This is a genomic window from Rhodococcus sp. YL-1 (genome assembly GCF_001942025.1).
In the GTDB taxonomy this organism is placed as follows: Bacteria; Actinomycetota; Actinomycetes; order Mycobacteriales; family Mycobacteriaceae; genus Rhodococcus_F; species Rhodococcus_F qingshengii.
In genome coordinates, this window is record NZ_CP017299.1 from 3,721,768 (window position 1) to 3,735,628 (window position 13,861).

A 13,861-nucleotide genomic window follows, 5' to 3' on the forward strand; every position below is an offset into this window, starting at 1 on the left:
TCACACTCCATGTACGAGTGTGCCTGAAGTAGCCCGAGAATACCGTCGGTCCGTGTGCCTTTTTGGTAGTGGGCACTACCAAAAAGGCGCACGGCTAACATGGACACAGTGGCCAAGGGAACTCGCAAGACCAGAACTCGCAGCAGTGCTCCCGAGCGAGGCGAGTCCGGTCCCGTCGCCGGCACTTTTCCGATCGATACCGGGACGTGCGAACTAGTCCGCGATCAGTACTCCGATGACAGTTGGATCATCCAGATCAACGGAGTGCCCAGTTCCCACGTGAACGTCGCGGATCCCACGGTGCTCGATTTCGAGTACATGCGGTGGATCGCGCATCTGGTCGATTCCGAACGTGACAAGGCCGAGCGCCTGCGGGTGCTTCATCTCGGCGGTGGCGCCTGCTCTATGGCCAGATACTTCGCCGCCACCTACCCTGACGCGCGTCAAGTGGTGGTCGAAATCGACGGTGCTCTGGCGGAACTTGTACGCGATTGGTTCGACCTCCCGCGCGCGCCTCTTCTGCGCATCCGCGTCGGAGAAGCCCGCGCCGTCACCGAAACTCTCACCGAGTCCACCCGGGACATCGTGATTCGAGATGTCTTCGCCGGCAGCACAACTCCGACACCATTGACGACGGCGCAATTCACCACGCACGCACGACGCGTGCTGGCACCGGGCGGTATCTACATCGTCAACTGCGGCGACACCCCGGATCTTCAGGGCGCGCGCAGTGAAGCCGCAACGATCGGTGCGCAGTTCGAACACATGGCGATCATCGCCGATCCCGCGATGCTCAAGGGCCGTCGCTACGGCAACATGATCATCGCGGGCAGCGACGTACCGATCGGCGGGCAACCCGCGCTCGCGCGCGAGCTCCTCGGCGGCGGCGTTCCCGCCCACGTGTGGCAGGACGCCGAAGTGCGTAAGTTCGCCGCGAATGCGCCGGTTCGCCAAGACTGAGCGAGAGCGCTACTCGCCGCCGAACACCCTCTCCACCACAGCTTTTGCCCGTCGCGTGATGCGCAGATAATTGTCGAGGAACTCCCCTGCGTCGTCGCCGTATCCGGCGACCTGCGCCACCGCCGCGAGAACACGGCCCGGGCCGGGAAGTTGATCGGTCGGCTTCCCCCGCACCAGAACGAGGCAGTTGCGTGCCTTCGTCGCGGTGATCCAGGCGTCACGCAGCAGTTCGACGTCACCTTCGCTGAGCAGTTCCGCGGCGCCGATGGCGTCGAGAGTCTCGAGCGTCGACGTGTTGTGCAGCGACTCGATCTTGTCGGCGTGCCGCAGCTGCAGCAACTGCACAGTCCACTCGATGTCGGCCAGACCGCCGCGACCCAGTTTGGTGTGCGTTGCCGGATCGGCTCCGCGAGGAAGCCTTTCGGAATCGACTCGCGCCTTGATGCGCCGGATCTCGCGCACCGCCGCGTCACTGACGCCGCCTTCGGGGTAGCGGGTCTTGTCGATCATGTGCAGGAACCGCAGTCCCAATTCAGGATCACCGGCCACCGGGTGCGCACGAAGGAGTGCTTGAATCTCCCACGCCTGAGCCCACTTCGCGTAGTACGCGTCGTAAGACTCCAGGGTTCGTACCATCGGTCCGTTGCGACCTTCCGGGCGCAGTCCGGTGTCGACCTCGAGCGGTGGATCGGTACTCGGTGCCCCGAGGAGCTTGCGCACCTTGTCGGCAATGCTGTTGGCCCACTTGACCGCAACGGTCTCGTCGACGCCCTCGCGGGGTTCGCACACGAACAGCACGTCCGCATCGGATCCGTAGCCGAGTTCGCCGCCGCCGAGTCGGCCCATGCCGATGACGGAGAAACTGGCCGGCGCCTCGGTCCCGAGTTCGGTGACGCTGGCCTTGATCACCGCGGAGAGCGATGCATTGAGCACCGCGGCCCACACCGAGGACAGCGCCTTGCAGACGGCGGGAACATCGAGCATGCCGAGGATGTCGGCCGAAGCGATGCGGGCAAGTTCGTGTCGGCGCAGCGAGCGGGCCGCGGCAACAGCACGATTCGGATCACTGTGTCGACCGGAGGCGGTGAGGATCCCGCGAGCCACATCCTCGGGCTTCGGCTCGACCAGGCGCGGTCCACTCGGCGAATCCGCGAACAAGCGAATCACGTCGGGAGCCTTGATGAGCAGGTCGGGTAGGTACGCCGACGAGCCCAGCACGGTCATCAGACGCTCGGCCACCGCAGCCTCGTCGCGGAGCAGGCGCAGGAACCACGTCTGGTCGACGAGCGCGTCCGAGAGCCTGCGGTAAGCGAGCAGCCCGGCATCGGGATCCGGTGTGTCCGCGAGTGATTCGAGCAGAGTCGGCAACAGGAGCGCTTGAATGCGACCCTTGCGTGAAGCGCCACTCGTCAGTGCAGTCAGATGCCCGAGAGCATGCTCGGGTGCCGTGTAACCGAGAGCGGCCAACTGGCGAACCGCGGCTTCTGGCCCCAGGACCAGTGCTTCCTTGTCCATCCGCGCCACCGATTCGAGAAGCGGGCGGTAGAACAACTTGGCGTGCAGGCGGCGAATCCGATGCGAATTCCGCTTGATCTCGGCGCGCAGGACTCCCAGGGAATCCAGACGACCGTCGGGTCGCATGTGCGCGGCGCGGGCCAGCCAACGCAGCGCTTCCTCGTCGTCCGGCGGCGGCAGGGTGTGTGTGCGCTTGAGCTTCTGTAACTGCAGACGGTGCTCGAGCAGACGCAGGAATTCGTACGACGCAGTCAGGTTGGCGGCGTCGTCGCGGCCGACGTATCCACCCGCCGCCAATGCAGTCAGTGCATCGACGGTGCTCTGGACATGCAACGAACTGTCGGCGCGCCCGTGCACCAATTGCAGGAGTTGGACGGCGAATTCGACGTCGCGCAAACTTCCGCGGCCGAGCTTGAGTTCGCGCTCACGCAGTTCGGGGGGAACCATTTCCTCGACGCGTCGACGCATGGCCTGGACTTCGGGGACGAAGTCCTCGCGCTCGGAGGCGATCCACACCATCGGGCTCATCGCCTCGGAGTACTGGCGACCGAGCTCCATGTCGCCGGTCATCGGACGAGCCTTGAGCAGTGCCTGGAACTCCCAGGTCTTGGCCCAGCGCTTGTAGTACGTGATGTGGGATTCGAGGGAGCGAACCAATTCTCCGCGCTTGCCTTCGGGCCGCAGCGCAGCATCGACCTCGAAGAATGCGGAGGTACCGATACGCATCATCTCACCGGCAACGCGACTGGCCGTCGCATCGGCCGGTTCGGCGACGAACACGACGTCGACGTCGGAGACGTAGTTCAGCTCGCGCGCACCACATTTGCCCATGGCGATCACGGCGAGCCGGATCGGACAGCTGCCCTCGGGACACACCGTTGCGATGGCCACCGCAAGTGCAGCGGTCAGCGCGGCGTCGGCCAGATCGGAAAGCTGGTGCCCCACAGTCTGATACGGCACCACCGGCTCGTTCTCGACGGTCGCCGCAAGATCAGCCGCAGCCAGCAGCATCAGCTGGTCCTTGTAGCTCTTACGCAGAGCAACAACAGCTTCCGGCCCGGTCACCGTGGCGCGGTAGGTCAATGAACCTTCGGTGGCACCCTCGTCGACAGTTGCACCCACGACCTCGAGCAACGCTGCAGTCGCCTCGTCCTTGGTCGGCAGAGCGGTGCCGTCGAGCAGTTTCCAGCCGATCGGATCCGCGGCCAGGTGGTCGCCGAAGGCCGACGAAGCACCCACCAGTGCGAACAAACGGCCGCGCAGGCTCTTGTCCTTGCGCAGGACCTGAGCGAGTTCGCGCCACCCGTCGCCGAGCCCGTCCTTGATCCGCACAAGGGTGCGCAGAGCGAGGTCGGCATTCGCGGCACGCGAAAGCGACCACAAGAGTTCGATGCTCTCGGCGTCGACCCAACCGAGCTGACGCAACTCGTCGGCAGCGGTGGGCTCGACCAGCCCGAGTCGACCCGGTCCTGGAACTGCTGATCTCGCAGCGGGCGGTTTCACCGTCACAGACCGAGGTAGGTCTTGAGCTCGAACGGCGTCACGTGGCTGCGGTATTCCTCCCACTCACGACGCTTGTTGCGCAGGAAGAAATCGAAGACGTGCTCGCCGAGTGCTTCGGCCACGAGCTCCGACTTCTCCATCTCGCGCAGAGCGCTGTCCAAGTTGCTCGGCAGTTCCTTGTAACCCATGGCGCGGCGCTCGGCGGAGGTCAACGACCACACGTCGTCTTCTGCCTCGGGCGGCAAGGTGTAGCCCTTCTCGATGCCGCGAAGACCGGCAGCAAGCAGGACCGCGAAAGTCAGGTACGGGTTGCAAGCCGAGTCTGGGCTACGGATCTCGACGCGGCGCGAGGACGCCTTGTTGGGCGTGTACATCGGGACGCGAATGAGAGCCGATCGGTTGGACGGGCCCCACGACGCAGCAGTGGGTGCCTCTCCCCCGTGGACGAGTCGCTTGTACGAATTGACCCACTGGTTCGTGACCGCACTGATCTCGTTGGCGTGCTCGAGGATGCCGGCGATGAACGCCTTGCCGGTCTCGGAGAGCTGCATCGGATCGTCCGGATTGTGGAAGGCGTTGGTGTCGCCCTCGAACAGGCTCATGTGGGTGTGCATCGCGGAGCCGGCCTGATCGCTGAACGGCTTGGGCATGAAGCTCGCCCGGACGCCTTCACCGATCGCGACCTCCTTGACGACGTACCGGAACGTCATCACGTTGTCGGCCATCGAGAGTGCGTCGGCGTAGCGCAGATCGATCTCCTGCTGACCCGGCGCGGCCTCGTGGTGGCTGAACTCGACCGAGATGCCCATCGACTCGAGTGCGTCGATGGCGTGGCGGCGGAAATTCGGAGCCGAATCGTGCACGGCCTGGTCGAAGTATCCGCCCGAGTCGGCCGGGATCGGCGGAGTGCCGTCGATCGGGCCGTTCTCCAGAAGGAAGAACTCGATTTCCGGGTGGACGTAGCAGCTGAAGCCCAAGTCGCTGGCCTTGCTCAGCTGGCGACGCAGTACGTGGCGCGGATCGGCCCACGACGGCGAACCGTCGGGCATCGTGATGTCGCAGAACATGCGAGCGGAATGCTGCGCACCGTCCTTGTGCGCCCACGGCAGGATCTGGAATGTCGAGGCGTCGGGCCGAGCGACGGTGTCGGCTTCGGAGACTCGTGAGAATCCCTCGATGGCGGAACCGTCGAATCCGATTCCCTCCTCGAAAGCGCCTTCGAGTTCGGCGGGGGCGATCGCCACCGATTTGAGGTACCCGAGAACATCGGTGAACCACAAGCGGACAAACCGAATGTCGCGCTCTTCCAGGGTACGAAGCACGAATTCTTTTTGGCGATCCATGCACGCGAGACTAAGCAAGCCACGTTAAATCTGTGTTACATCAGTGGTCCCGGCTAACAGAGTGATTGGTCACCATCGAATAGGCGCAGCGTACGGCGCCGCGCCGGCTAACATGTCAGACCCTCTTCCGGAGCCTTCAAGTAAACGAAGTAGTCGACGACGGCATCGTCGACGCACGAGTTTCCGTCCAGAACCACCGTGTGTTGGGTTCCGTCGAACGTGATCAGAGCAGCGCCCAACTGCTTCGCGAGATCCACTCCGGCCTGATACGGCGTTGCCGGATCCTGCGTCGTGGAGACGACGACCAACTGAGGCAGGCCGGCATCGGCGAGCGCCTGGGGGTCGAGCGCGTGAGGGCTGCCGGTAGCCGGAACGGGCCAGAACGCGCACAGGTCGAGCGGCGCTTGACCCGTCCCGCGGCCGTCGTCGAGGAACGGCGCCGCCTCGCGGTACCGAGTGTCGGATTCGCCGGCCTCGGCGCGGTCGGTGGTTGCCGGATCGTCCACGCAGCGAATGGCGTTGAACGCGTCGTTGATGTTGGAGTAGCTGCCGTCATCCTCACGGCCTTCGTACATGTCGGCGAGATTGAGCAGCGAGTCGCCGCGTCCGTCGGCCAGACTCGACAGACCCCCACGCAGCGGCGTCCACAACTGTGGCGAGTACAGAGCTTGCTGCACGCCCGTGATCGCGTCGGAATAACTCAGCCCGCGCGGATCGGTGGTCTGTGCCGGCTTCTCGATCAACGGATCGACGAGTGCCTGAAAGCGTGCCTGCGCCTGCGCCGGATCATCACCCAGCGGGCAATCCGTTCGCGAGACACAGTCGGCGACAAAGGCGTCGAACGCGCCTTGGAAGCCCTGCCCCTGCAAGACCACTTCGTCGACCGGATCCTGCTCGGGGTCGAGCGCGCCGTCGAGGACCATCGCTCGGACGTTCTGCGGAAAGGTTTCCGCGTACGTGGATCCGAGCCGGGTCCCGTACGAGAACCCGAGGTAGTTCATCTTCGGATCGCCGAGAACGCCCCGAATGACGTCCATATCTCGCACCACCTCGTAGGTACCGACATGAGCGAGGAACTCCGTACCGGTCCGCTCAGCGCACTTGGCGGCGTAGTCCTTGCTGTCCGCCTCGGCGAGAGCGATGCCCTCCGGCGTCATGTCGACGTTGACCTCCGCACGCTCCGCGTCGGTCTCCTCCGGCGTCAAACACCGAACCTGCGGGGTCGACGCCCCGATCCCCCGCGGATCGAAGCCGATCATGTCGAAACGTTCCTGCAATTCGGTGCCCGAACCCGAGGTCGCCATCGACAGCCCGGACCCACCCGGCCCGCCGGGGTTCAGCAACAGTGAGCCGATGCGGTCGCCGGTTGCCTTCGAACGCGAGATCACCACCTTCGCGGTGTCGCCGTTCGGATTCGCGTAGTCGACGGGAACGCTCACCTCGGCGCAGTCGACCCCACGCCCCAGCGGCGCAGTTCCTTCTTCGACGAATTGGTCGCACGAACCCCAGTCGAGCGTCTGCTCGTAGAATTTCTCGAGGCCGGACGGCACCGCGGACGCGGCAGAACCAGCAGGTTCCACTGATTCGGGCGTGCCTTCCGAACTGGTGCAACCGACAACCAACACGAGCACTGCTGCGCTTCCGGCGAGGGCACCGGAGAGGCGAACGAACTTCGACATGCCATCGATGGTGCCAGGAAACCGCGATAGCCAGCGGTTCGCCTCGTCTCGGCACCTACCTGATACGCGCGCGGTGATGTGACCCATTGCACCCCGTCAACTATTCGTGTCGGCGATGTCCGGTGGCAGACTGAACACGTCATCACCCACACCCGGGGACCCGAAGGCGATCAACGCTCAGGGCCTCGAGGCCAGAAAGGGACAACGATGTCCGAAACACCTCTCTACGGTTCTGTACCCAGTGCAGTTTCTGTACCCACTGCAAGCTCTACCGATGCACCGAAGCGTAAGACGCGCATTCACCACCTCGCCGAGATGAAGCAGAACGGCGAACGCTGGTCGATGCTCACCGCTTACGACTACTCCACGGCACGCATCTTCGAAGACGCAGGCATCCCGGTGCTGCTCGTCGGCGACTCTGCCGCCAACGTCGTCTACGGCTACGACACCACCGTGCCGATCACCGTCGACGAACTGCTCCCGCTCGTGCGTGGCGTCGTTCGCGGCGCGCCGCACGCACTCGTCGTCGCCGACCTCCCCTTCGGCACCTACGAGGGTTCCGCCGAGCAGGCCCTGGCGACTGCGACGCGGTTCATGAAGGAAGGCCTCGCGCACGCCGTCAAGCTCGAGGGCGGCGAGCGGATGAGTAAGCAGATCGCGGCTATCACCTCGGCCGGCATCCCCGTCATGGCTCACGTCGGATTCACCCCGCAGAGCGTGAACTCGCTCGGCGGATTCCGCGTCCAGGGTCGCGGCGACGCGGCCGAGCAGCTTGTGGCGGACGCCATTGCAGTCCAGGAAGCCGGGGCGTTCTCCGTCGTCATGGAAATGGTTCCGGCCGAGATTGCGGGCCAGGTCAGCCGCAAACTCACCATCCCCACCGTCGGCATCGGGGCCGGTTCCGAATGCGACGCTCAGGTACTCGTCTGGCAGGACATGGCGGGTTACACGAGTGGTAAGACAGCCAAGTTCGTCAAGCGTTTCGGTAACGTCGGTGACGAACTGCGTTCCGCAGCCGCAGCCTATGCATCAGAAGTTCGCACTGGCGCTTTCCCGGCCGCAGAACACAGTTTCTGATCCGAGACCGGCGAACGCCGCCTGTCTCTCAACCAGCCAGGGGTGCGTTCAATGATCGGTAACCGTCGAAGTTCTACTGCCGCAGCTGTAGTCGGCGCGGCAGCTCTCGTCACGGTGCTGAGCGGATGCGCGGGAGGGTCCACCAACTCTCCCGCGCCCAGCAGCACTACGCCCGCGAGTTCCACCACGACGGCGCCGGCAACAACCGCGTCCGGTTCGACGTTCACCGACGCTCAAGTCCAGCAGTTGTGCTCGGATATGGAAGGGCAGCTGCAGAACTGGCGGACCGTCACCCCGACGCTCGGCAAGGGCGGACTGAACACGATCGTCATCACGTGGGCGACGCAGAACGGCATCAACCTGCTCGATCTCGCTCAGAACCGCGAAAGCATCGACGCGGCAACCTCAGCCGCGTGCCCCGACGTCCGGAGCGGCGCGATTTCCGCACTCGAGATCCCCGATCTCGCCTCCGGCCTGGTGGGCTTCTGATGACCGACACGTCAGCCACTTCAGGGCAGCCGTCGGCTCTCCGGAGTTTGTATCCCCCGATCGAGCCCTTTGTCACCGGCTTCCTCGATGTCGGTGACGGCCAGAGCATGTACTGGGAAGTCAGCGGAAATCCGGACGGCAAGCCGGTGGTGTTCCTGCACGGTGGCCCCGGCGGTGGTGCGCAACCGGCGGTACGCCAGTTCTTCGATCCGGCCGCATACCGCATCGTTCTACTCGACCAGCGCGGCTGCGGGCGGTCCACCCCTCACGTTGCCGACGGCGCCGACCTGTCGGTGAACACGACGGACAAGCTGCTGGCCGACATCGAAGCCCTGCGCGAACATCTTTCGATCGACAAGTGGATGGTTTTCGGCGGGTCCTGGGGTTCCACGCTGTCCATCGCCTACGCCGAAACGTTTCCTACGCGCGTCACTGAGCTGGTCCTGCGCGGGATCTTCCTCCTGCGTCGTAGCGAGATCGACTGGTACTACAACGGCGGCGCGGGAAACATCTTCCCGGAGCGCTGGGACAAATTCCTCGAACCGGTACCCGAGGCGCAGCGCGGCGAAGACCTCGTCGCGGTCTATCACCAACTGCTCCATTCCGAAGACCCCGACGTCGCAGCCCGGGCAGCGATCGCCTGGTCGGCCTGGGAAGGATCGACGAGCTACCTGTACCCACAGGCGGACAAGATCGAACAGAACTCCGAGACCCGATTCGCCTTGGCTTTCGCCCGTATCGAGAACCACTACTTCGTCAACGGCGGATTCTTCGACGAGGGTCAGCTCCTACGCAAAAGCTCCGCACTGCACGGCATTCCGGGGACGATCGTCCAGGGCCGCTACGACGTCGTCTGCCCCGCCACCAGCGCGTGGGCGCTGCACAAGGCGTGGCCCGAATCCAAGCTCGTGATCGTCGACGACGCCGGACACTCCGCGATGGAGCCCGGCATCGCACATCACTTGGTGGAAGCCACCGATTCTTACCGGTAGCTCGCTACGCCGGGAACGTGAACTCCACCGTCCGTTTGACGGTGTCGACGGCGGTGAGTCGCACCTTTGCGCGCTCACCGTCGTCGGGCGTTCCGACGCATTTCGCAATCACGGCGACCGACGGGACAAACACTTCCGCCGAGCGCTTTCCGTCCTTGGCGCGCATCACCACTGCGTCGAAGACCTCGCCGACCCGGCCGTCGAGCAGCGTGGACTCGGTCAGATCGATGCACGCACGGTCGACCTTGTTCGCCAGCGAGTCGGACCCACTCATGATGTCGGGCAGCTCGGGAAGTGCAGTGCGCGCCCATTCCGGTACCGGCGTACCAGCTGTGATCGCCAGACACACCTCGGTGCTGAAACGATCGGACAGCCGGCGCAGCGGAGCAGTCACGTGAGCGTAGGGCGCTCCGATCCCCGCATGCACCGTCAACTCCGGTAGTCGGCCGTCGAAGGCCGCGTAGTCTGCCCCGCGCAGCAACGACGGCGCAACCGACATCAGCGCCATAGTCGACGGCTCGTTGGAATCGAGTCCGGCAAGAATCTGCCCGACGCTTTGCCCCTCCGGCCACGTGATACCCAGCGCCACTGCAGTTCTCCGCAAGGTCCGAACCGCGGACTCCTCGGCCGGTGGCAGCGTGCGAAGCAACCCGATACCTGCGTCGATCATCATGCGGCCGGCACACATCCCGGTCAGCAGCGACACTTCTGCGTTCCAGTCGTCCGCTTCGGTGCGTGGCTCCAGTTCGATCCGCCAGCGAGCCGAGGACTCGTCCTCCGGCTGATCCCGAACCACAGACTGCTCGGGCAGTTTCAGCTCGATGGCACCCCTGGCAACCGCCGAGACACTGCGCAATCGTCCGAACTCCGGTAGTGCGGCGATGGACGGATGCAAGGTTCCCGCGTCGGCATCGCGCTGCACGGTCGAATAGTCCAGACGTGCCACCGATTTCACCAGAGCGCGTCTCACCTGCCACGACGTCGGCTCGGCCTGCGCGTCGAGTTCGATCCGCCACAGCGCGGCGGGACGAACCACGTCCGGCAGCAGACTCGCCGATCCCTCCGACAACGCTCGGGGATGCAGCGGGACGGAACCGTCCGGGAGATAGAAGGTTTGGCCCCGCTTGCGGGTTTCGATGTCGAGAGCGCCACCCGGCGTCACCACCGCCGCGACGTCGGCGATCGCGTAGTGCACGACGTACCCGGTCGAGATCTTCTCGATGTGCACTGCCTGGTCGAGGTCCATCGATCCGGGAGGGTCGATGGTCACGAAGGCGATACCCGTTTCGTCGACACGCCCGGCACCGAAACGATCCACGGCATTCTCGGCCTCGGCCTGCGCCGCAGCCGAGAATGCTCCTGGCAAGTCGAACTCCGCCCGAACCACTCCGAAGTCGATTCCCTGCACCATCATTCGACTTGCGGGCACGCATCCTCCATGATCGGTTCGGGCCGGTGTAGCAGCAGTACCGGTCCCAGTTGTTCGAGTCCCGACTGTTCCAAGGCTCAGTTATTCCAAGGCTCAGTTGTTCCAGTCTTCGTCTGCCCGATCGGCGGCTTTGTTGCGTTCGGCAGCGATCTTCAATGCATGCTCGGCAGAGTCCCGATCAGGGTACGGCCCCATCCTCGTCAGCGAGGACGCACCCTTTCCCTGCGTGACGGAACCGTCGGACACGTCGAAGTACCAGAGTCGATCTTCATCAGTCATATCCACAGTGTGACATCAGAGTGAGATAGAAGCTTGTAGATCGCTGTGAGACTGATATTCTTTCTACTTGGCCTGGCAGGTGAGAACCGGACATTCGAACGGTGAGTTCTGCTTGAATGCCCAACACAAGCTACGAACAGAAAATGGAGTGCGCATGTCCGCAATTCTTTACGATTACCTCCTCCCGCTCATGGGCCATGACGCGGCAACGTACTGGGCTACGCTGCTGGTCATCAAGCCTGTCTGACAGCTTTTCGAACAAAGAAGACCCCCACCGATCCGGTGGGGGTCTTCTTTTTCTCACTGTGCAGATCGCGGGCGGACGAGTCGGCGTGTAAGCCGGATCCTGTCCTGCGGCACCGAAGTGCCGAGTGGCGACCATCCATCTGGGCACACCGTCGCCGGGTGCCTCGAGCGGTTCACCCGCAGGCTCGGGCGAGCAGCCCTCGAACACCTGCGCAGCCGCACCGCGAGCGATGCGACCTTCAACCTTGCTCCGGGCGGGGTTTACCTAGCCACCCCGGTCACCCGAGGTGCTGGTGCGCTCTTACCGCACCGTTTCACCCTTACCTGCCTCGAAAGGCAGGCGGTCTGTTTTCTGTGGCACTGTCCCGCGAGTTGCCTCGGGTTGCCGTTAACAACCGCCCTGCTCTGTGGAGTCCGGACTTTCCTCGGCCCCAGGCCTGTGCGCGATACGCGCTGGTTCCAGAAGCCGCGGCCGCCCGGCCAACTCGTCCGCCCCCGTATGCTACCGGGCGCCTGTCGGTGGCCGGCACTATGGTCACCGTATGACTCGGTACGTGGCCCTGCTACGCGGTATCAACGTGGGCGGCATCAACATCAAGATGGCGGACCTGGCGAGAGTCTTCGGTGACCTCGGATTCCAAGGGGTGAAAACCGTGTTGGCCTCAGGCAACGTTCTGTTCGACAGTCCGAGCACCGACATCCCGACGCTGAAGAAACAGATCGAATCCGCCCTTGCCCGCGAGTTCGGCTACGAGGCTTGGGTGTTCGTCCTCGACCTTCCGACACTGCAGGCGATCGTGGACAACTACCCGTTCGAGCGCGAACGCGAGGGTTGGCATGCTTATGCGATGGTTGCCTCCGAGCCGGAAATCCTGGAGGAATTGAGCACTGCGGCAGCGCAACTCGATGCCTCGGTCGAGCGTGTGGCGGCAGGCGACGGAGTCCTGTACTGGGAGGTCGAGAAGGGGCAGACCGTCAAGAGCGCGTTCGGCAGGAACACCGGAAAACCGAAGTTCAAGGCGTTCACCACAACCCGAAACCTGAACACGCTCTACAAACTGCTCAAATGACGCTCGCCCCGACACGGAGCACCAACGCGTGACTCTTCTACCGATCCTGCTCGTCGCCCTCGTCCTCGTCTTCGCGATAGTGCGTCCACGCGGGCTTCCCGAGATCGTCATCGCCGGGCCGGCAGCCGTCATCGTTCTCCTGACCGGCGTCGTAACTCTCGACGAAGCCCGCGAAGAACTGACGAGCATGGCACCCACCGTCGTCTTCCTGGTTGCCGTGCTGGTTCTCGCTCATGCCGCGGACGCTCTCGGCGTCTTTCGCTGGGTCAGCCAGATCCTGCAGCAAAGATCCCTCGCGGATCCACACCGGTTGCTGATTTACGTTTTCGGCGCCGCTGCCCTGACCACGGCGGTCCTGAGCCTCGACGCCACCGTCGTGCTGTTGACACCCGCGGTGATCGCGGCCGCACGATCCATCGGAGCAAGTACGCGGCCCCATTCCTATGCCAGTGCGCACCTGTCGAACTCGGCGTCGACGCTCCTGCCGGTGTCGAATCTGACCAACCTCATCGCGTTTGCTGCAACAGGTTTGACGTTCTTACATTTCACCGCGTTGATGGCGTTGCCGTGGGTTGTGACGATCGCTGTCGAGTACCTGATTTTTCGACTGTTCTTCCGTTCGGAACTCGCGCGGGGCGACAGCGCCGAACCGCCGGTGGCAGCCAGATCTGCGCCTGCGCCGATTCTGCCGCTGACGGTGATCGGAATGACGCTGCTCGGTTTCGCGGTTTCGGGTTTCTTCGGGATCGAGCCCGCCTGGATCGCGGTGGTGGGTGCGAGTGTCCTGGGAGCGATCGCTCTGTCTCGGCACCGTACGACCGCCGCCAAGATGCTCTACGCTGCCGACCTCTGGTTCTGCGCGTTCGTCCTGGTTCTCGGAATCATCGTCGCCGGAGTCGCGAACGGGCCGGTGGGTGAATGGATTGCGCAGATCCTGCCAGGCGACACCAGCTACGGCTCACTGCTCTTTGTCGCCGCGGTAGCGGCGGTTGCGTCCAATCTCGTCAACAACCTGCCGGCAACCTTGCTGATGATCGCAGCGCTCGGAACGGCGGCACCTCCAGCTCTGGTGCTTGCAATGTTGATCGGCGTCAACCTCGGCCCCAACCTCACCTACGTGGGCTCACTGGCAACGATGCTCTGGCGACGAGTCGCCACCAGCGCGGGCGCACCGCCCACGCTGGCGACATTCACTCTGCTCGGGGTCATCACGACGCCACTGACATTGCTCGCCGCCGTGAGTGCCCTGTGGTTGGTGATCTGATCAGAGGCTGATCAG

At 64.1% G+C, this 13,861-nt stretch carries 11 protein-coding genes and 1 other RNA gene; 6 read left to right on the plus strand and 6 right to left on the minus strand.

The features are described from left to right. Nucleotides 1-99: 99 nt before the first annotated feature. On the plus strand, nt 100-960 hold the full coding sequence (locus tag BH682_RS17185) for a spermidine synthase (protein WP_075833463.1): 861 nt from the start codon (nt 100-102) through the stop codon (nt 958-960). A gap of 9 nt (nt 961-969) precedes the next feature. Here BH682_RS17185 and BH682_RS17190 read toward each other — a convergent pair whose 3' ends face one another. The 3 genes from BH682_RS17190 to BH682_RS17200 form a co-directional block, all read right to left on the minus strand. Beyond that, the gene (locus BH682_RS17190) at nt 970-3,984 is read right to left on the minus strand and encodes a bifunctional [glutamine synthetase] adenylyltransferase/[glutamine synthetase]-adenylyl-L-tyrosine phosphorylase (protein ID WP_075833465.1); all 3,015 of its coding nucleotides are present in this window, start codon (nt 3,982-3,984) and stop codon (nt 970-972) included. Next, on the minus strand, nt 3,981-5,321 hold the full coding sequence (locus tag BH682_RS17195; RefSeq protein WP_003941637.1) for a glutamine synthetase family protein: 1,341 nt from the start codon (nt 5,319-5,321) through the stop codon (nt 3,981-3,983). Before BH682_RS17195 ends, BH682_RS17190 begins: the two co-directional genes overlap by 4 nt. Nucleotides 5,322-5,428: 107 nt before the next feature. Then, complete coding sequence (locus tag BH682_RS17200) at nt 5,429-7,000, minus strand: alpha/beta hydrolase (protein WP_030537557.1); 1,572 nt, start codon at nt 6,998-7,000, stop codon at nt 5,429-5,431. Nucleotides 7,001-7,207: 207 nt separating this feature from the next. Here BH682_RS17200 and panB point away from each other — a divergent pair, with 207 nt between their 5' ends. Genes panB through pip form a run of 3 tightly spaced genes read left to right on the plus strand, consistent with a single transcriptional unit; the run spans nt 7,208 to nt 9,558 of the window. Next, complete coding sequence (panB, locus tag BH682_RS17205; RefSeq protein ID WP_007735454.1) at nt 7,208-8,077, plus strand: 3-methyl-2-oxobutanoate hydroxymethyltransferase; 870 nt, start codon at nt 7,208-7,210, stop codon at nt 8,075-8,077. A 51-nt stretch (nt 8,078-8,128) separates the two neighbouring features. Further along, a complete protein-coding gene (locus BH682_RS17210) occupies nt 8,129-8,566 on the plus strand; it encodes a hypothetical protein (protein WP_007735455.1) in 438 nt (145 codons plus the stop codon). Further along, entirely contained in the window at nt 8,566-9,558 is a 993-nt protein-coding gene (gene pip / locus BH682_RS17215; protein WP_075833467.1) for a prolyl aminopeptidase, read from the plus strand. Before BH682_RS17210 ends, pip begins: the two co-directional genes overlap by 1 nt. 4 nt (nt 9,559-9,562) lie before the next feature. On the opposite strand, the gene BH682_RS17220 is transcribed toward pip, so the two are convergent. From BH682_RS17220 to rnpB, 3 genes are all read right to left on the minus strand, one after another. Beyond that, nucleotides 9,563-10,972, minus strand: a complete 1,410-nt coding sequence (locus BH682_RS17220; protein WP_007735456.1) for an RNB domain-containing ribonuclease — start codon at nt 10,970-10,972, stop codon at nt 9,563-9,565. 108 nt (nt 10,973-11,080) lie between these two features. Beyond that, nucleotides 11,081-11,266, minus strand: a complete 186-nt coding sequence (locus tag BH682_RS17225) for a hypothetical protein (RefSeq protein WP_007735457.1) — start codon at nt 11,264-11,266, stop codon at nt 11,081-11,083. 319 nt (nt 11,267-11,585) lie between these two features. Continuing rightward, nucleotides 11,586-12,000, minus strand: an RNA gene (gene rnpB, locus BH682_RS17230) — RNase P RNA component class A. A gap of 54 nt (nt 12,001-12,054) precedes the next feature. Here rnpB and BH682_RS17235 point away from each other — a divergent pair. Both BH682_RS17235 and BH682_RS17240 read left to right on the plus strand, forming a co-directional pair. Continuing rightward, a complete protein-coding gene (locus tag BH682_RS17235) occupies nt 12,055-12,582 on the plus strand; it encodes a DUF1697 domain-containing protein (RefSeq protein ID WP_007735458.1) in 528 nt (175 codons plus the stop codon). Between the two features lie 28 nt (nt 12,583-12,610). Next, the gene (locus BH682_RS17240) at nt 12,611-13,846 is read left to right on the plus strand and encodes an SLC13 family permease (RefSeq protein WP_075833469.1); all 1,236 of its coding nucleotides are present in this window, start codon (nt 12,611-12,613) and stop codon (nt 13,844-13,846) included. Nucleotides 13,847-13,861: the final 15 nt, after the last annotated feature.